This is a genomic window from Pseudomonas sp. NPDC008258 (genome assembly GCF_042956345.1).
Taxonomy (GTDB): domain Bacteria; phylum Pseudomonadota; class Gammaproteobacteria; order Pseudomonadales; family Pseudomonadaceae; genus Aquipseudomonas.
In genome coordinates this window covers 56,370-75,016 of record NZ_JBIBGE010000032.1, presented here as the reverse complement: position 1 = coordinate 75,016, position 18,647 = coordinate 56,370, and the positions used below count along the sequence as shown (strand labels likewise).

At 64.5% G+C, this 18,647-nt stretch carries 11 protein-coding genes; 3 read left to right on the top strand and 8 right to left on the bottom strand.

The window, feature by feature from the left end:
- The first annotated feature begins 19 nt into the window (after positions 1 to 19).
- Together treS and glgB are read left to right on the top strand one after the other, a co-directional pair.
- Complete coding sequence (gene treS / locus ACFY9W_RS23005; protein WP_391135177.1) at positions 20 to 3,337, top strand: maltose alpha-D-glucosyltransferase; 3,318 nt, start codon at positions 20 to 22, stop codon at positions 3,335 to 3,337.
- A complete protein-coding gene (gene glgB, locus ACFY9W_RS23000) occupies positions 3,338 to 5,548 on the top strand; it encodes a 1,4-alpha-glucan branching protein GlgB (protein ID WP_391135174.1) in 2,211 nt (736 codons plus the stop codon).
- 117 nt (positions 5,549 to 5,665) lie between these two features.
- On the opposite strand, the gene ACFY9W_RS22995 is transcribed toward glgB, so the two are convergent.
- Complete coding sequence (locus tag ACFY9W_RS22995) at positions 5,666 to 6,742, bottom strand: autotransporter domain-containing protein (RefSeq protein ID WP_391135171.1); 1,077 nt, start codon at positions 6,740 to 6,742, stop codon at positions 5,666 to 5,668.
- A gap of 189 nt (positions 6,743 to 6,931) precedes the next feature.
- Here ACFY9W_RS22995 and ACFY9W_RS22990 point away from each other — a divergent pair, with 189 nt between their 5' ends.
- A complete protein-coding gene (locus tag ACFY9W_RS22990; protein WP_391135168.1) occupies positions 6,932 to 7,057 on the top strand; it encodes a hypothetical protein in 126 nt (41 codons plus the stop codon).
- 38 nt (positions 7,058 to 7,095) lie between these two features.
- Here the strand turns inward: ACFY9W_RS22990 and glgX are convergent, their stop codons facing one another.
- From glgX to ACFY9W_RS22955, 7 genes are all read right to left on the bottom strand, one after another.
- Positions 7,096 to 9,249, bottom strand: a complete 2,154-nt coding sequence (glgX, locus tag ACFY9W_RS22985) for a glycogen debranching protein GlgX (protein WP_391135165.1) — start codon at positions 9,247 to 9,249, stop codon at positions 7,096 to 7,098.
- Between the two features lie 156 nt (positions 9,250 to 9,405).
- The gene (locus ACFY9W_RS22980) at positions 9,406 to 9,654 is read right to left on the bottom strand and encodes a DUF2934 domain-containing protein (protein WP_391135162.1); all 249 of its coding nucleotides are present in this window, start codon (positions 9,652 to 9,654) and stop codon (positions 9,406 to 9,408) included.
- A gap of 14 nt (positions 9,655 to 9,668) precedes the next feature.
- Positions 9,669 to 12,443 carry a malto-oligosyltrehalose synthase gene (locus ACFY9W_RS22975; protein WP_391135159.1) on the bottom strand — a complete coding sequence of 925 codons (2,775 nt, stop codon included), beginning with the start codon at positions 12,441 to 12,443 and terminating at the stop codon, positions 9,669 to 9,671.
- Positions 12,440 to 14,509 carry a 4-alpha-glucanotransferase gene (gene malQ, locus ACFY9W_RS22970; protein ID WP_391135156.1) on the bottom strand — a complete coding sequence of 690 codons (2,070 nt, stop codon included), beginning with the start codon at positions 14,507 to 14,509 and terminating at the stop codon, positions 12,440 to 12,442. The genes ACFY9W_RS22975 and malQ overlap by 4 nt, the downstream gene beginning before the upstream one ends.
- Entirely contained in the window at positions 14,506 to 16,248 is a 1,743-nt protein-coding gene (gene treZ, locus ACFY9W_RS22965; RefSeq protein WP_391135153.1) for a malto-oligosyltrehalose trehalohydrolase, read from the bottom strand. Before treZ ends, malQ begins: the two co-directional genes overlap by 4 nt.
- A 14-nt stretch (positions 16,249 to 16,262) precedes the next feature.
- Positions 16,263 to 17,822: a glycogen synthase GlgA gene (gene glgA / locus ACFY9W_RS22960; RefSeq protein ID WP_391135150.1), complete on the bottom strand. Its 1,560-nt coding sequence runs from the start codon at positions 17,820 to 17,822 to the stop codon at positions 16,263 to 16,265.
- A 634-nt stretch (positions 17,823 to 18,456) separates the two neighbouring features.
- Positions 18,457 to 18,624 carry a DUF6026 family protein gene (locus ACFY9W_RS22955; RefSeq protein WP_391135147.1) on the bottom strand — a complete coding sequence of 56 codons (168 nt, stop codon included), beginning with the start codon at positions 18,622 to 18,624 and terminating at the stop codon, positions 18,457 to 18,459.
- Positions 18,625 to 18,647: the final 23 nt, after the last annotated feature.

The following is an 18,647-nucleotide window of genomic DNA, read 5'->3' as shown; positions in this document are numbered from 1 at the left end:
GAACTGAAAGGAGTCACCCATGGCCAAGCGTACCCGCCCGGCAGCCTTCATCGACGACCCGCTGTGGTACAAGGACGCCGTTATCTACCAGCTGCACATCAAGTCGTTCTTCGATTCGAACAACGACGGCATCGGCGACTTCGCCGGCTTGATAAGCAAGCTTGACTACATTGCCGAGCTGGGCGTCAACACCCTGTGGCTGCTGCCGTTCTACCCCTCGCCACGGCGCGACGACGGCTACGACATCGCCGAATACAAGGCCGTGCACGCCGACTACGGCAGCCTAGCCGACGCCAGACGCTTCATCGCCGAGGCTCACAAGCGCGGCCTGCGTGTCATCACCGAGCTGGTCATCAACCACACCAGCGACCAGCACCCGTGGTTCCAGCGCGCCCGCCATGCCAAGCGTGGCAGCAAGGCAAGGGACTTCTACGTGTGGTCGGACGACGACCAGAAATACGACGGCACGCGCATCATCTTCCTCGACACTGAAAAGTCCAACTGGACCTGGGACCCGGTCGCCAGCCAGTACTTCTGGCACCGCTTCTATTCGCACCAGCCCGACCTCAACTTCGACAACCCGCAGGTGCTCAAGGCGGTGATCGACGTGATGCGTTTCTGGCTCGACCTGGGCGTCGATGGCCTGCGCCTGGATGCCATCCCCTACCTGATCGAACGCGACGGCACCAACAACGAAAACCTCGCCGAAACCCACGAGGTGCTCAAGGCGATTCGCGCCGAAATCGACGCCAACTACCCCGACCGCATGCTGCTGGCCGAAGCCAACCAGTGGCCGGAAGACACCCGCCCCTATTTTGGCGAAGGCGAGGGCGATGAATGCCACATGGCCTTCCACTTCCCGCTGATGCCGCGCATGTACATGGCCCTGGCCATGGAGGACCGCTTCCCGATCACCGATATCCTGCGCCAGACGCCGGAGATTCCGGCCAATTGCCAATGGGCGATCTTCTTGCGCAACCACGATGAGCTGACCCTGGAAATGGTCACCGACCGCGAACGCGACTACCTGTGGAACTACTACGCCGAAGACCGCCGCGCCCGCATCAACCTAGGCATCCGCCGGCGCCTGGCGCCGCTGCTGCAGCGTGACCGTCGGCGTATCGAGCTGCTCACCAGCCTGCTGCTGTCGATGCCCGGCACCCCAACCCTCTACTACGGCGACGAGCTGGGCATGGGCGACAACATCTACCTGGGCGACCGCGACGGCGTACGCACGCCCATGCAATGGTCGCCGGACCGCAACGGCGGCTTTTCCCGCGCCGATCCGCAGCGCCTGGTGCTGCCGCCGATCATGGACCCGCTGTACGGCTTCCAGACCGTCAACGTCGAAGCCCAAAGCCACGACCCGCACTCGCTGCTCAACTGGACCCGGCGCATGCTGGCGGTGCGCAAGCAGCAGAAGGCCTTTGGCCGCGGCAGCCTGCGCACCCTCACACCCAGCAACCGGCGCATCCTCGCCTACATCCGCGAGTACACCGATGCCGACGGTAATACCGAGGTCATCCTCTGCGTGGCCAACGTTTCCCGCGCTGCCCAGGCCGCAGAACTGGAATTGTCACACTACGCCGACAAAGTACCGGTTGAGATGCTCGGCGGCAGCGCCTTCCCGCCAATTGGCCAGTTGCCGTTCCTGCTCACCTTGCCACCTTATGCCTTCTACTGGTTCCTGCTGGCTTCGCACGACCGCATGCCCAGTTGGCACGTCCAGGCCACCGAGGGGTTACCCGAATTGACTACGCTGGTGTTGCGCAAACGCATGGAAGAACTGCTGGAAGCACCGTCCAGCGATACCCTGGCAAACGGCATCCTGCCGCAGTACTTGCCTAAGCGGCGCTGGTTCGCTGGCAAAGAGGGGCCGATCGACGCCGTTCGGTTGTGCTACGGCGTGCGCTTCGGCACCGCCACCACACCGGTTCTGCTCAGCGAAATCGAAGTGCTCAGCGATGGCACGGCCAACCGCTACCAGTTGCCGTTCGGCCTGCTGCGCGAGGAAGACATCAACACCGCGCTGCCGCAGCAACTGGCCCTGTCGCGGGTGCGCCGTGCCCATCAGGTGGGCCTGATCACCGACGCCTTCGTTCTGGAACCCTTCATTCGTGCAGTGCTGCGTGCCTGCCAGGAGGGTATGCGCCTGCCATGCGGCAACGGCGAAGGAGAACTGCGTTTCGAAAGCACCGGGCAATTGGCAGCCCTTGCGCTCAATGATGAAAGCACAGTGCGCTACCTCAGCGCCGAGCAGTCCAACAGCTCGGTGGTGATCGCCGACCGGGTGGTGCTCAAGCTGATCCGCCGGGTCAACCCGGGCATCCACCCCGAGCTTGAAATGAGCGCCTACCTGACCGCCGCCGGCTTTGCCAATATCTCGCCATTGCTGGCCTGGGTCAGCCGGGTGGACGAACAACACGCGCCACACCTGCTGATGATTGCCCAGGGCTACCTGAACAACCAGGGCGACGCCTGGGCCTGGACCCAGAACACCCTGGAGCGGGCCATCCGCGACCAGATGGAAGCCACCGCCGAGGATGCCGAGGTGCATACCGATGCGCTGGCCGAACTCAGCGGTTTCGCCGCCTTGCTTGGCCAGCGCCTGGGCGAGATGCACATGCTGTTGGCGGCGCCTACCGACGATGAGGCGTTCCGGCCGCGCCCCAGCGATGCCGACGACAGCCAGCGCTGGGCCACGCAGATCAGCGCCGAACTGACCCATGCCCTCGATCTGCTGGCCCAGCACCGCGACAACCTCGACGGTGACAGCCAGGCCCTGGTCGACGACTTGCAGCAACAGCGCGACGGCCTGGCCCAGCACATCAGTCACCTCGCCGGGCAGGCCCAGGGCGGCCTGCTGATGCGCGTGCACGGCGACCTTCACCTGGGCCAGGTGCTGGTGGTGCAGGGTGACGCCTACCTGATCGATTTCGAAGGCGAACCGTCCCGGCCACTGCAAGAACGCCGGGCAAAACACAGCCCGTACAAGGATGTGAGCGGCGTGCTGCGATCCTTCGACTATGCTGCTGCCATGATTCTGCGCAGCGCGTCTGCGGTCGACCTTTCCGGCCCGGCGCGCCAGGCACGTCAGCGGGTTGCCCGGCAGTACCTGCATCAGTCGCGCCACGCCTTCGTCGAAGCCTATGGCCTGGCCACCGCCGCCATGCCCCATGCCTGGCAACAGGCCGAGGGCGAGCGCGCCGCACTGGAACTGTTCTGCCTGGAAAAAGCCGCCTACGAAATTACATACGAAGCCGAGAACCGTCCAAGCTGGCTGGCCGTGCCTTTGCATGGCCTGCATGGACTGATCAGTACCTGGGGAGAGTCATAGATGAATGCTACAACGCGTGAAAACGGCGGCCTTCGGCAACGGGACCTGGATGCCCTGGCCCGCGCCGAGCACGCCGATCCCTTTGCAGTGCTAGGCCCTCACGGCGACGGGGCGGGCGGGGTGTTCATCCGCGCCTTCCTGCCCGATGCGCTGAGTGCCCGGGTGCTGGCGCGCCATGATGGGCGCGTGCTGGCCGAAATGGTGCAGGGGGGTGTACCGGGCTTGTTCACCGCGCACCTGGATGATGCACAGGCTTATCTGCTGCAAGTCGGCTGGGCGGGTGGCGAGCAAGTTACCGAAGACCCCTACAGCTTCGGCCCGCAACTGGGTGATATGGACCTGCACCTGTTCGCCGAAGGCAACCATCGCGACCTGTCCGGGCGCTTTGGCGCCCAGCCGGTCCAGGTCGATGGCATTGCCGGCGTGTGCTTTTCGGTGTGGGCACCCAACGCCCGGCGGGTGTCGGTGGTGGGTGACTTCAACAACTGGGATGGCCGCCGCCACCCCATGCGCCTGCGCCACAGTGCCGGGGTGTGGGAGCTGTTCGTGCCGCGCCTGGGTGTGGGTGAAACCTACAAGTTCGAGGTGTTGGGCAAGGGCGGGATTCTGCCGCTGAAGGCAGACCCGCTGGCCCGCGCCACCGAATTGCCGCCGAGCACCGCGTCCAAGGTTGCCAATGCACTCAGCCACGATTGGCAGGACCACGACTGGATGGCACAACGCGCGCAGCGCCATGCCTACAACGCACCGCTGTCGATCTACGAACTGCACCCCGGTTCATGGCGCTGCGAGCTGGATGAAGCGGGCGAAGTCGGGCGCTATTACAACTGGCGCGAACTGGCCGAACGGCTGGTGCCTTATGTGCAGCAACTCGGCTTTACCCATATCGAACTGCTGCCAATCATGGAGCACCCGTTTGGCGGCTCCTGGGGCTATCAGCCGTTGTCCATGTTCGCGCCCACCTCGCGCTACGGCAGTGCCGAGGATTTCGCCGCCTTCATCGATGCCTGCCACCAGGGCGGCATTGGTGTGCTGCTCGACTGGGTGCCGGCGCATTTCCCCACGGACGAACACGGCCTGGCGCGTTTCGACGGCACCGCCCTGTACGAATACGACAACCCCCTGGAGGGCTACCACCAGGACTGGAACACGCTTATCTATAACCTTGGCCGCAACGAAGTACGCGGTTTCATGATGGCCTCGGCCTTGCACTGGCTGAAGCACTTCCACATCGATGGCCTGCGGGTCGATGCGGTGGCTTCGATGCTGTACCGCGACTATTCGCGCAAAGCCGGCGAATGGGTACCCAACCGCCATGGCGGGCGCGAGAACCTCGAAGCCATCGACTTTATCCGCCACCTCAACGGCGTGGCCGCTCACGAGGCCCCGGGTGCATTGATCATCGCCGAGGAGTCCACCGCCTGGCCGGGTGTAAGCCAGCCGACCCAGCAGGGCGGGCTGGGCTTTGCCTACAAGTGGAACATGGGCTGGATGCACGACACCCTGCATTACATCCAGAACGACCCGGTGCACCGCGCCCACCACCACAACGAGATGAGCTTCGGGCTGATCTACGCCTATTCCGAGCACTTCATCCTGCCCATCTCCCACGATGAAGTGGTGCACGGCAAGCGTTCGCTGATCGACAAGATGCCCGGCGACCGCTGGCAGAAGTTCGCCAACCTGCGTGCCTACCTCACCTTCATGTGGGCGCACCCGGGCAAGAAGCTGTTGTTCATGGGCTGCGAGTTCGGCCAGTGGCGTGAGTGGAACCATGACAGCGAACTGGACTGGTACCTGTTGCAGTACCCTGAGCACCAAGGTGTGCAGCGGCTGGTCGGCGACCTCAACCGGCTGTACCGCGACATACCGGCACTGCATGAGCAGGACTGCCAGCCGCAGGGCTTCCAGTGGTTGATTGGTGACGACGCGCAGAACAGCGTGTACGCCTGGTTGCGCTGGGGCAGCAATGGCGAGCCGGTGCTGGTGGTGGCCAACTTTACCCCGGTGCCGCGTGAGGGGTATCGGATTGGCGTGCCGTTTGGTGAGCGTTGGCAGGAGTTGTTGAACAGTGATGCCGAGCTGTATGCCGGGTCGAACGTGGGCAACCTGGGGGCGGTGGCCAGTGAGGCTGTAGCCAGCCATGGGCAGCCATTGTCGCTGGCGCTCAACTTGCCGCCGCTTGGGGTCCTGATAATGAAACCGGCTTGATTGGCAGCCTGTACCGGCCTCTTCGCGGGCATGCCCGCTCCCACAGAGATTGCGCAATGTTCAGGTCATGTGCGGTCCCTGTGGGAGCGGGCGTGCCCGCGAAGAGGCCGAGCCTGCCTACCACCGCATCCGCACCCCAAGGCTGCCAATCAACCCGTTCAAATCATTGTCATCCACATCACTGCTGTAATCGGCACTCACAAACAAGGCCACCGAAGGCGTCACCCGCGCCACCAGCCCCAACCCCAATTCCACCGTGGTCGAATAGCGTGAACTTGAGATCTTGTCGACCTGGTCCAGCTTCACCTCATCGGCATCGCTGAAGTCGTACCACACGTTGGTCCGCACATAGGGTTCGATGGGCATGCCGCGCACTTCATAGCGCCCGGACAATTTCGCACCCACCCGGCCGCTCCAGCTCGGCTGGCTGTCGAAGGCCTGCAAGGTTTCTTCCTGCACCTGGTTGCCGGGGAAGAACTGCTGGTTGATCAACTGTGCCTGGGGTTCGATCACCCAGTTGCCGCCGAGGCGGATCGGGTAGCCGCCCTCCACCGAGAAGGTCATCGCATGGCCATTGTCGTCCAGGCGCTGGCCGTTTTCGCCACGGCCCAGTACATCGATGCGCGAGCCCATGGCCACCGCGTCCAGGTGCCAGCCCTGTTCATGGGTCATGCTCCAGTAGACGCCCAGGCTTTCCCCGCTCAGGTTCACGGCATTGCGCTGCTTGTCGCCCAGCAGCGGGCGCATGCCGTTGAAGCTGCTCTGCAGGTTGTTGTGCCCCACGAAAATCCCCGCACGGTGCACATTGCCCGCTGCAGTTTCACGCACGAACAGGTCCGGGCCGATCATCAGTTGCTGGCTGGGCGCCTCCAGCTGCTCTGGCGGCTGCGCGCCGTTGCGCGAAGTGGTGGGGAAAAACTGTGCCCACTGGCTGGCAACCAGGTCCGGTGCCGCCTGCCCGTGGCGCTCGCTCATCTTCTGCGAAAAGGCATTGAGCGTGCCAATGTTGATACCACTGGCGCTGACCGGGTCGAGCGACATCTGCGCCAGCGCAGGCTGCTGCAAGAAACCGGGCGAGGTGGGGTCACCTTGCAGCTCGTACGCGAACGTTTCCACCGGGGTTGCCAGAAGCAGCGACGTGGAAACCGCGTAGAAAATGCTGTCGAAGCGCAAGGGGTTCGAGGTGCATTTCATGGCGGATCTCCTTTGTTTTTGTGGGGTACAGCCCGAGGACCTGGCCTGTTGTCACGAGCTGTACGGCAAAAACAGTGGGCGACCCAAACCAGCACGCCAGCCTTCGCAAGCGCGCACAAAGGCGCGAGCTAGAGGCCCGGCGCGAGATCTTTACTGCTAGATAATGTTCAGCTAAGGAGAGGACGGCGCTTGCGTCAAGAAAGCGTGAAGAATCTGTTCACGCTTCGTGGCATGGCTCAAACCTTTGATTTATTGAGCAAACAGGGAGGGCATAGCCGGGTTCGCTATTTGACGCGCCCCGGCTATGAAGAATGATTGCTAGCACTTAACCCGCACTGCCACTGGCAGGTGGCTCAGTCTTCCTCGTGCTGCAACACCATCAGCAGCATCGAGCGCCCTTTAACCTCGAACGTGCTGTCGAATGGCAGGTGCTGCCCCTTGCGCAGCTCCGGCCGGTCGGTATCGACCAGGCAGCTCCAGTATTCGCCTTCAGGCACGGCCGGCAGCTTGAACGGCACAATGTCATGGTGGGCGTTGACGATCAGCAATACCGTCGCCTCGGCCCCAGGCCGAGCAATGCCGCTGACCTGCGCGCGGCCGTCGATCAGCATGCCCAGGCAACGCCCGTGCGGGTCTTCCCATTGCTCCACGCTCATTTCGTTGCCATCTGGCGCCAGCCAGGTCACATCCTTGACCCCGATGGCTTCGTTGTAGTCACCCACCAGAAAGCGCGAGCGGCGCAGTACCGGGTAGGCCAGGCGCAAACGGGTCAGGCGCTTGACGAAGGCCAGCAGGTCTTTGCCGTCCTGGTCCAGATCCCAGTTGATCCAACCGATCTCGCTGTCCTGGCAGTAGGCATTGTTGTTGCCGTGCTGGGTGCGGCTGAATTCATCGCCAGCGACGATCATCGGCGTGCCCTGGGCCAGCAGCAGGGTGGCAAAGTAGTTGCGCATCTGGCGCATACGCAGGGCGTTGATGTCCGGGTCGTCGGTGGGCCCCTCGGCGCCGCAGTTCCACGACAGGTTGTTGTCGGTGCCGTCCTGGTTGTTCTCGTCGTTGTCTTCGTTGTGCTTGTGGTTGTAAGACACCAGGTCGCGCAGGGTGAAGCCGTCGTGGGCGGTGATGAAGTTGACCGAGGAGTAAGGCCGGCGTCCGCGGTTGTTGAACATGTCGCCTGATGCCGTCATGCGTGCGGCGAAGTCGGCCAGCTGGCCTTCGTCGCCTTTCCAGAAGGCGCGTGCGGTGTCGCGGAAGCGGTCGTTCCACTCGGCCCAACCCGGGGCGAAGTTGCCCACCTGGTAGCCCCCGGGCCCGCAGTCCCAGGGTTCGGCAATCAGCTTGACCTGGCTCAGCATCGGGTCCTGGCGGCAGGCGACGAGAAAGCCGTGGCGCTCGCTGTAGCCGTCGTGGTAGCGGCCAAGGATGGTCGCCAGGTCGAAGCGGAAGCCGTCCACGTGCATTTCGCCGGCCCAGTAGCGCAGCGAGTCGGTGACCAGTTGCAGCACGCAGGGGTGGCTCAGGTCCAGGGTGTTGCCGGTGCCGGAATCGTTGATGTAGTAGCGCTTGTCGTCCGGCATCAGGCGGTAGTACGAGGCGTTGTCGATGCCGCGCATCGACAGGGTGGGGCCGCGCTCGTTGCCTTCGGCGGTGTGGTTGTAGACCACATCCAGGATCACCTCCAGCCCGGCGTCGTGCAGGTGCGCGACCATCTCCTTGAACTCGGCGATCTTGCCACTGGCCAGGTAGCGCGGGTGGGGGGCGAAGAAGGCGATGCTGTTGTAGCCCCAGTAGTTGTTCAAGCCTTTGTCCAGCAGGTGCTGGTCGTTGACGAAGGCGTGGATTGGCAGCAGTTCGATGCTGGAAACGCCCAGTTCCTTGATGTGCTTGAGCAGCTCGTCATTGGCCAGGCCAGCGAAGGTACCACGCAGCTTTTCCGGTACCGCCGGGTGGCGCATGCTGATGCCACGGGTATGCGCCTCGTAGATGATCGTGCGTTCCCACGGGATCAGCACACGCTGGTCGCGGCCCCAGGTGAAGGCAGGGTCGATCACCTTGCACTTGGGCACGAAGGGCGCGCTGTCGCGTTCGTCAAACGACAGGTCGCCGTCGGGGTGGCCGATGGTGTAGCCGAACAGGGCTTCGGACCATTTCAGGCTGCCGACCAGCTGCTTGGCATAGGGGTCGATCAGCAGTTTGTTGGGGTTGAAACGGTGGCCATTCTCCGGTTCGTAGGGGCCGTATACACGGTAGCCATAGACCAGCCCGGGATGCGCGTCAGGCAGGTAGCCGTGGTAGATCTCATCGGTGTATTCGGGCAGTTCGATGCGTTCGATTTCCTGCTCGCCGGTGGAGTCGAACAAGCACAGTTCGACCTTGGTGGCGTTGGCCGAGAACAGGGCAAAATTCACCCCAAGGCCATCCCAGGTGGCGCCAAGGGGGAAGGGCAGGCCTTCGCGGATGCGCGATGGGGCAACTGAGCGGGTTTTCTTTGGGGTGCGGGGGCTCATGGCAATCCTCGGGTGGCCGTGGTGGAAGGGAGGGAGTGATGCAGTCCTGCGCCGGCCTCTTCGCGGGCTTGCCCGCTCCCACAGGTAGTGCACAAATTTCATAACCTGTGCGGTCCCTGTGGGAGCGGGCAAGCCCGCGAAGAGGCCGGCGCAGGTTTAACCAGCAGTAGGCTTTTTCACCGCCCGGGGCTTTTTCACGGCAGCGGGTTTTTCAGCAGCCGCTGCTGCTGCCTTGGGCTTGGCCGGCGCCCGCTTGCGCGGCGCAGCCTTGGGTGCCAACGCCTCAGCCTCGGCCAGCTTGCGGGCCATGTCCCAGTGGCGCTCTTCCTCGCCGGCGGGCTTACCCTCTGACTCCCATATCTGGTATGCAAATTCGCGAATACGCTTTTCATCGACACTCATCATGACGCTCCTGATGCTCAAGATTGTTGTATCAGCACGTTGACCGGAAACTCCGCCAGCATGGCGCTCAGTAGCAGCTCCCTTGAAGGGCTGACCGCCGCACAGGGGAAAAGTCCCGTCGAGTTGGCAGGCGACAAGGCAAACGGCAGTACCAGCCGGGTGTCGTCCCAGTTCTGTGCCGGGATCAACGGGGTTGCAGCGCCGCCCAGCAGGCCACTGGCCAGGCGCGGGGCGACGATGATGGCGCGTTCACCTTCACCCAGGCGGGCAAAGGCGATCACTTGTTCTGCATACCGGCCTTGCACCGTCAGCGGCAGGTAAGCGCCGCGGCGGAACAGGTCGGCATGGGCCTGGCGGCAGTCCAGCAGCCGGGCGATCAAGGCTTGCTTGATGCGACCGTCGCGCCAGTGCGCCAGCAGCTCGGCGACGGGCGTGGCATCGTCCAGGGTGCGACGCCTGCAAGCGTAGTCCACGGCGCGGCGGTTGTCCGGGTCGACCAGGCTGAAGTCCCAGTACTCGTTGCCCTGGTACAGGTCGGGTACGCCGGGGGGGGTCATGCGTAGCAAGGCCTGCACCAGGCCATTGAGGGCGCCAGGGCAGGCCAGCTGTTGCGCGGCATCGGCCACCGATTTGCGCAGTTGCTGGTTCTCGTCGCCCAGCAACAGGCCGTCGACGTAGCGCGCGCAGGCGCTTTCGTAGGCCTCGTTCGGCGCGCTCCAGCTGCTGCGCAACTTGGCCTCGCGCAGGGCCTTCTGCTGCCACTGGCGGATGCGCTCCGCGTACTGGCGCAAGGCGTTGCCATCGTGCAGGTCGAGGTCCAGCGGCCAGCTGCCGAGCAGCGTTTGCAGCAGCATCAGTTCGTCGCCGGGGCTGGGGGCTTGGCCATCTTCCAGTTGCGCACGCAGCGGTTCGGCCAGCTCGCGCCAATGTTCTACCCGGCTGGCCAGCCACGGGCCTCGCTCGCTAAGCACGGCCAGGCGTGCGCGGGTGTCTTCGCCGCGCTTGTGGTCATGGGTGGCGGTGGCCAGCAGGTTGTCGGGGAAGTCGCGCAGGCGCCGCTGGGCTTCGTTATGGAAATGCATGGGCGGGGCGCTGAAACGCTCGGCTTCGAAGCCCACATCATTACGCGACAGCAGCCGCGCGCTGCGGTAGAAGGCGGTGTCTTCCACGGCCTTGGCTGCGCTGGGCGCGGTCAGCTGCTGGAAACGCACGCAGGCGTGGCGCAACTGCTTGCGGGCGCGGCCCGGTGGCAGATGCCGCCAGGCGTGCCCGCCCAGCCACTGTTCAAGTTGCTCCAGCAGCGGCCAGTCGGCTTCGCCGAGGTCTTGCCGGGCGTTGGCCAATGCTTGCTGGAAAAACCGTTCGTCTTCTACCGGGCGCCCGCAGGCGTTGAAGTAGGTGCGGTACACCGGGTAATGCGCCACCAGTGCCTGCAAGGCGCGGCGGATCGCACCCAAGGTCAGGTCGCGGGTCATCAGGTCGTTGCGGGCCACCTGCAACAGGGCCTGGGCTACCGACTCGCAGTCGCCGGCCAGGCTGGCATTGAGCACCAGGTGACGGGCCTGGCGCACTTCTTCGGGGAAGTCCGGTCGTTCAGTGACGTTGGCCCACAGCTCGGTCAACGGCGCTTCACCGGCCGGGTCGTGTTGCAGCAGCGAAACCTGGTTCATGAACTCGTAACCGGTGGTGCCGTCGGTGAGCCAGTCGCGGTGCAGGTGCTCGTTGGCGCCGAGGATTTTCTCCACGTAGATCGGGAAGTGCTCCAGGGCAGCCGGCAAAGGCCTGCGTGCCAACAGCCCATCGACCCGTCGTCGCAGTTTGCGACAGTAGCCGCGTGGGTCGGCCAGGCCGTCGATATGGTCGATGCGCAGGCCATCCACCAGGCCGCGTTCCACCAGCTCGAACAATTTGGCGTGAGTGGCCTCGAACACCTCGGCGCGCTCCACCCGCAAGCCACCCAGCTCGTTGATGTCGAAGAAGCGCCGCCAGTTGATATCGTCGGCGGCGGTGCGCCAGCAGGCCAGGCGGTAGGTCTGGCGCTCCAGCAGCAGGTGCAGGCGCTTGAAGCCCGCTTCGCTGCGGCTATCGAAGGCCAGCAGGGCCGAGTCGAGGTCGGCACCTTCACGCACCAGGCGCGCCAGCTCGGCTTGCAGCGCGAGCGCGTCGGCCAGCGGGGTAGCCGATTCGTTCAACGCGGTGAAGTGTTCGGCCAGGGTTTTCAGGGCCGGTTCTGGGCTGAGCGCCAGGATCCAGCCATAGTCGACCGGGCAGACCGGGAACCGATGCTCGTAATGAGCCACTTGCAGCAGACCGTGGCGTTTGTCGAATTGCAGCGGTATCTCGCCATTCTTCAAGGCCACGCCATAGTCGCTGCCCAGGAACGGCAGCAACAGTTGCCCGGCCAGCAGCGGGTCGCTGGAGTGCCACTGGATGTCGAAGAACGCTGCATACGGGCTGCGCCGGCCCCAGGCCAGCAGGCTCTGCCACCAAGGGTTGTCGGCACCGCCCACGGCCATGTGGTTGGACACCGTGTCGAGGATCAGCCCCATGCCGTGTAAGCGCAGGGCGGCGACCAACCGCTCCAGTGCCGCTTCACCGCCCAGCTCGGGGTTGATGCAGGTCGGGTCGACCACGTCATAGCCGTGACGCGAGCCGGCGCGGGCCTTGAGGATGGGGGAGGCGTACACGTGGCTGATGCCCAGCTGGGCGAAGTACGGCACCAGCGGCACGGCGTGGTCGAGGGTGAAGTCGCTGTGAAACTGCAGGCGCAGGGTCGCGGTCAGCGGCTTCATCGGTCACGCTCCCAGGCCTGTTCGCGCGCCTGGGCCAGCAGCTCCAGGCGCCGCGCTGCGTCCTCGTCGTCGAGCAGTTCGCCCACTGGCTGGGCAAAGCGCCGGCGCCAGTTTGGGTGGCCGGCAGTAGTACCCGGCAGGTTGGGCTGTTCGTCGCAGCCCAGCAGGTCTTCCAAAGGCACCAGCACCAGCGGTGCGCGGGTATGGCCGACGTAGCGGATGGCGGCATCGATCAATGCATCGTTGTCCTTCAGTTCGCCGTAGTTGGCCTCCAGGGTTCGGCGCAGGCCATCGTGTTCTTTCTGGCGGTCGTGGCGCCAGTGCAACTCGGTGGCGGCATCGATCAGTTGCAAGCGGTGGCTCCAGTCGATGTCGCGGTTTTCCAGCCAGCCGGCCAATGGCGCCAGGTCATGGGTGCCGGTGGTAGCCAGGGCGTTGTCCGGCCAGTCGAGAATCGGCTTGAACTGGCCCGGCTGGGTTTGCTCGAAGGGCAGCACGCGCATGCCCAGCACCGCCTTCCCGGCCAGGGTTTCGCGCAGGCCATCAGGCACGGTGCCCAGGTCTTCGCCGAGAATGATCGCCCGATGGCGCACCGACTCCAGCGCCAGCAGGCGCAGCAGGTCGTCCAGCGGGTAGTTGAGGTAAGCGCCTTCGCTGGGTTTTGCCCCTTGCGGGATCAGCCACAGCCGGCGCAGGCCCATCACATGGTCGATGCGCAGGCCGCCGGCGTGGGCGAGGTTGGCGCGCAGCATTTCGATGAATGCGCGGTAGCCGTTGCGCTTGAGGCCTTCGGGCGAGAACGCGCAGATGCCCCAGTCCTGCCCGGCACGGTTGAGGATGTCGGGCGGCGCGCCCACCTTCAGGCCTGCCAGCAATTCATCCTGGCGGCTCCAGGCCTGGCTGCCGGCGCCGTCGGCACCCACGGCCAGGTCGGCGATCAGGCCGACAGACATGCCATTGCTGCGGGCGGCCTCCTGGGCACGTTGCAGGCCCCGTTCGGTCAGCCACTGGCAAAAGGCATGGAACTCGACCTTGGCCGGGTAGGCGTTGGCAAAGGCTTCAACTTCAGGGTGGTAAGGGTCGTGCCAGGCCTTGGGCCAGTTGCGCCAGTCGGCGCCCAGGCCATGCTCCACGGCTTGCGCTTGCAGTACCTCGAAGCGGCAGTGGTGCTCCAGGGCCTGGCCACCGGCCTGGCGGAAACTGTCGAAGTCGCTGCGCAGTGGGTGGTCGCCCTTGCTGAACCCCTGGTACAGCGCTTCGAGCAGGCGCAGGCGGGCGTTGGCGGCGCGTGGCCAGTCAACCAGTGAGCGTTGCTCGATGTCCTCCAGTTGCTGCTCCAGGCCGCAGGCTTCGATGGCCATGCGCACTTCCCGCTCCCCCAGCAGCGCAGCCGGGCTGGCATACAGGGTGTTGAGCAACAGCCGGCTGGAGGGGGAATACGGGCTGTAATGTTCCTGGTCGATGGCCGACAGGGCGTGGATCGGGCTGATGGCCAAGGCGTCAGCGCCGCGTTCGGCAGCCGAACGGGCCAGTTGCTCCAGGGCCAGGCAGTCACCGTAGCCGCCGTCGCCGGGGCGGCGCAGGCTGTACAACTGCACGGCCAGGCCCCAGCAGCGAGGTGGCGGTTGTGGCACCGTGTCTTCCAGGCTGTGACAGCGTGGGGGTGCCACGGCCAAGGTAAAGCGGCGGCTGTCGATTTCCACCTGGTGGTAGCCGATGGGCAACTCACCGGGCAGGCGTGACTGGTTGTCGAGGCTGAGGGTAAGCGAGGCGTGGTCTTCAAGCGTGCAGTGCGCGACGCTGGCTGCACTGAAGTAGCGCGCCAGCGGCAATGGCTGGCCCAGGTCCGCGGTCAGCAGCGGCGGCAGGTGTTCGCTATCTTCGGCGGCTTCCACCGCCCGCAGGCTGGCGGCGATCGCGGTGTCATCGGCGGCAGGGTGGCCCAGGTTTGCGAGGATGTTGCGCAGCACCTCGTCACTGACACGTTGCGGCCGGGCATTGGCATCAATCCAGTCGCGGCTCAGGCCGACGCGGCTGGCCAGGCGGTGCAGGGCGGTTTCGCTCATGGGCGCTCCTGGTCAGGGGGAAGCAGGCTGACCACGCAGCTATACGCGGCCAGTTGGCTATCGGGGTGCCGGGTGTCACTGCTGTCGAACAGCCGGGTTGACGCTGGGGGTAACTCGATTGACTGCGAGGTGTCGGCCAGGTTCAGGTCGATACGCAGGGTGTTGCCATCGCCCAGGCGCCAGCGTGCGGTCAGCGCCTTGTCGCCGTGCACGTCGGCACCCAGTGCCCGGCTACCGGGCAAGTGCGGGATGATGTGGCGGTGGCGCAGGTCGAGCAGTTGTTGGTACAAGCCATGCCAGCCGGCGATCACTTCCTTGTTTTGCGGGCGTGATGCCTCGAAGGTCTGTTCGGCATTGGGGTCCGGGATGTGCTTGCGTTGCTCGGGGTCGGCAAACGCATTGAAGTGGGCAAACTCGCCGCGCCGGCCTTCGCGGACGGCGTCGGCCAGCTGGTCATGGAAGTCGGTGAAGAACAGGAACGGGCGGCAGCTGCCATCGTCGTCGCCCATGAACAGCAGCGGGATCATCGGTGCCAGCAACAGCAGGCCGGTGGCCGCACGCAGGGCCGGCGGCGGGCACAGGCGGGTCAGGCGTTCGCCCAGGGCGCGGTTGCCGACCTGGTCGTGGTTCTGCAGGAACAGCACAAAGGCGCTGGGCGCCAGGTGCCCGCTGGGTTCACCGCGTGGCGTGCCATGGCGGTTGGCCTGGCCCTGGAACACGAAGCCTTCGGCCAGGCAACGTGCAAGCTGGTCGATGGGGCGCTGCTGGTAGTCGGCGTAGTAGCCTTCGGTTTCGCCGGTCAGCAGCACATGCAGGGCGTTGTGGCCGTCGTCGTTCCATTGGGCATCGAAGCCTTGCTCCAGCAGGCCGGCCTGGTTGTGTTCGTTTTCCAGCACCAGCCATATCTGCCGGCCCGGTTCCACGGCGGCACGCACACGCTGCGCCAGTTCGAGCAAAAAGTCGGGCTGGTCGATGGCGTGTACGGCATCCAGGCGCAAGCCGTCGCAGCGGTAGTCGCACAGCCACATGAGCGCGTTCTGGATGAAGTACTCGCGTACCTGCGGGCGGCGAAAATCGATGGCCGCGCCCCAGGGCGTCTGCCGGTCTTCGCGGAAGAACGGGCTGGCGTACTGGTGCAGGAAGTTGCCATCGGGGCCAAAGTGGTTGTACACCACGTCCACCAGCACCATCAGCCCGTGGCCGTGGGCCTGGTCGACCAGGGCGCATAACTGTTCGGGGCTGCCGTAGGTATTTTGTGGCGCGTACGGCAGCACGCCGTCATAGCCCCAGTTGCGCTCGCCGGGGAACTGACCAAGCGGCATCAGCTCGATGGCACTGATGCCCAGTTCGGCCAGGCGCGGCAACTGCCGGGCAACGCCGTCGTAGCCAGCGAGCAAGCCAACATGCAGCTCCTGGATCACCGCTTCGTGCCAGGGCCGGCCTTGCCAAGGGTGTTGCCAAGGGTAACCGGCCACACCCACCACCTGGCTCGGCCCCTTTACGCCGTCGGGCTGGTAGCGCGAGGCCGGGTCGGCCACCCGCAGTTCGCCGTCGATCCGGTAGTGGTAACGGTCACCGGCCTGGCACGGTGCCACGCCGGTGTACCAGCCGTCTTCATCCGGCAGCAGCGCGATGGCCGGCTGCTGCTCCAGTTCCACGCTCACGCTGCGCGCATCGGGTGCCCAGAGGGCGAAGCGCGCCGACGTGGCGTCCAGCAAGTGTGCGCCATGCCTGTGCATCTTCTGGCCCCCGCTCAGTAATGGCTCAGCTGTGCCTGCTTGACCAGGTCCTCGTAGAGGCGGGCATAGGGTTCCACCGCCTGGCACCAGTTGAACGGCTGAGTCATCGACAGGCAGCGCATGGCGTTCAGCAGGTCTTTCTTGCCGTATACATAAAAGGCACGGCTGAGCGCCTGACGGTAGCTCTCGACGGTGGACTCGTTGAACAGGAACCCGGTAACGCCACATTCGATGGTGTCGGCCAGGCCGCCAGTATTGCGTGCCACCGGCAGTGAGCCGAAGCGCTGCGCATACATCTGGCTGAGGCCGCAGGGCTCGTAGCGCGACGGCATCAGCAAGAAGTCGCTGCCGGCAAACATGCGCCGGGCGTCGGTTTCGTTGAAACCGATGCGCACGCCGATGCGGCCCGGGTGGCGCAGCGCCAGTTCGCGCATGGCCTGCTCTTCTTCCGGCTCGCCACGGCCGATGATCGCAATCTGCCCACCTTGCTCGACGATGTAGTCGGCCACGCCCAAGGTCAGGTCCAGGCCCTTCTGGTAGACCAGCCGCGAAACCACGGCAAACAGCGGGCCCTCGGAAGGTTCGAGGTTGAACAATGCGCGTACTTCCTGGGTGTTGCGTGCCTTGCCTTCCCAGTCGTTGATGCTGAAGTTGTGTTGCAGGTGCTTGTCGGTGGCCGAGTCCCAGCTTTCGTCGATACCGTTGGGGATGCCGCCAAGCAGGCCTTGCTGGGCTTTGCTGGCAAGGAAACCGTCCAGGCCGCAGCCAAATTCGGGGGTGGTGATTTCCCGGGCATAGGTGGCGCTGACCGTGGTGATGTGGCTGGAATAGGCCAGGCCGGCCTTGAGGAACGACAGCTTGCCGTAGAACTCCATGCCTTCCTGCTGCATGGCGTGGTCCGGGATTGCCAGTTCCGGGCTGCAACCACGGCTGTACACACCCTGGTAGGCCAGGTTGTGGATGGTGAACAGGGTGGGCGTGTTCAGCCCGCGCCAGTGCATGTAGGCCGGGGCCAGGCCCGCGGGCCAGTCATGCGCGTGCACCACTTCGGGCTTCCAGTGGATCATGCCCTCACCGGCGGCGATTTCCGCGGCGGCCAGGCCCAGGCGGGCGAAGCGGATGTGGTTGTCGGGCCAATCGCGGCCGTTGTTGGCACCATAGGGTGTGCCGTCGCGCTGATACAGCTCGGGGCAGATCAGCACATAGATCACCAGGCCGTCGGCCATGTCCATGCGCCCGATCTTGCAAGGCGGCAGGGCTGCGTGGCCACCCAGTTCACCGACGATGTGGATCGGGTTGTCGCTTTCCATCACCTGCGGGTAACCAGGGATCAGCACCCGCACATCGTGCAGGTGGGCCAGGGCACGCGGCAGGGCGGCGGACACGTCGCCCAGGCCGCCGGTTTTCACCAGGTCGGCGATTTCCGAGGTCACGAACAGAATCTTGCGCATGTTCGGGTTGTGCTGGCGCTGGGCGCCGGGTGCCTTGCCTGTCGTGGCGAAATCCGGGGTGAGCGGCTCGCGGTTGTCCGGGTTGAATGAATCTACGTGAGGCTCGACAGCGGCACTGATCATACTTCTCTCCGTCCCTATGCTTGGCCGGGTGCTGGCACCCGTGGCGATATATCGTGTTGGTTCTCTCTAATTCGAATCCGTCTAGTGCGTTCCATGCCCCTGAGTCGTGCGCGCAGGCACAGCGCTGTCGGCGTTCCGGCCGCAGGCGAGTGGACTGGTTGGGGTGGGTGGGCCGTGGCTGGGCGTGTCCCATGCGTTTGGCCTACTTAATTCCTGACCTGCCGGTTTTCCTTAAAGTTCGACTTTTTTACGTCACTCTTCCCTTGAGCAAATGGCGGGCCGAAAACCGAGTGTAGGAGAGAAAGTGATAAAAAGGTGACCCGCTGGTCACTATTGTTATGTGCGAAATAGACGCAAACGTTGGCGTATGTGACCAGATGTGAAAAGGTTTGCCGAGGGTGTTTTTCGGGTGCGCCAAAATATGGCTGGAGTGGGCGCGTGCACCCTGTTGGTGCGCTGGAGAGGTGTTTGCTTCTTCGCGGGCTTGCCCGCTCCCACAGGTAATGTGTGGGCTTCAGGCAACGCAAACACACTGTGGGAGCGGGCAAGCCCGCGAAGGGGACGGACCTGGAAATGCAGGATCAGGAAACAAGCAAGGTGGGAGCCTTACAACTCCCACTGGGGGAGGGGAAAATCAGACGCCGATCGCTTTCTCGCCATCACGCTGCTGTGCCAGCAGCAGGTTCAGTTGCGCAACCTGCTGGCGCAGCTGGTCACGTTCGTCTTTCAGTTTACGCAGCTCATCACGGCGCACGGAGACATAGAGTGTCTGGGTTGGGGTTGCAGGCATCAAGGTACCCATGAGCACACCTCGCGGTTTTGGCT

Excerpts from the sequence above, each read along its gene's own strand:
- treS (WP_391135177.1), top strand. The coding sequence starts at position 20 with ATGGCCAAGCGTACCCGCCCGGCAGCCTTCATCGACGACCCGCTGTGG.
- glgB (WP_391135174.1), top strand. The coding sequence starts at position 3,338 with ATGAATGCTACAACGCGTGAAAACGGCGGCCTTCGGCAACGGGACCTG.
- ACFY9W_RS22995 (WP_391135171.1), bottom strand. The coding sequence starts at position 6,742 with ATGAAATGCACCTCGAACCCCTTGCGCTTCGACAGCATTTTCTACGCG.
- glgX (WP_391135165.1), bottom strand. The coding sequence starts at position 9,249 with ATGAGCCCCCGCACCCCAAAGAAAACCCGCTCAGTTGCCCCATCGCGC.
- ACFY9W_RS22980 (WP_391135162.1), bottom strand. The coding sequence starts at position 9,654 with ATGATGAGTGTCGATGAAAAGCGTATTCGCGAATTTGCATACCAGATA.
- ACFY9W_RS22975 (WP_391135159.1), bottom strand. The coding sequence starts at position 12,443 with ATGAAGCCGCTGACCGCGACCCTGCGCCTGCAGTTTCACAGCGACTTC.
- malQ (WP_391135156.1), bottom strand. The coding sequence starts at position 14,509 with ATGAGCGAAACCGCCCTGCACCGCCTGGCCAGCCGCGTCGGCCTGAGC.
- treZ (WP_391135153.1), bottom strand. The coding sequence starts at position 16,248 with ATGCACAGGCATGGCGCACACTTGCTGGACGCCACGTCGGCGCGCTTC.
- glgA (WP_391135150.1), bottom strand. The coding sequence starts at position 17,822 with ATGATCAGTGCCGCTGTCGAGCCTCACGTAGATTCATTCAACCCGGAC.
- ACFY9W_RS22955 (WP_391135147.1), bottom strand. The coding sequence starts at position 18,624 with ATGGGTACCTTGATGCCTGCAACCCCAACCCAGACACTCTATGTCTCC.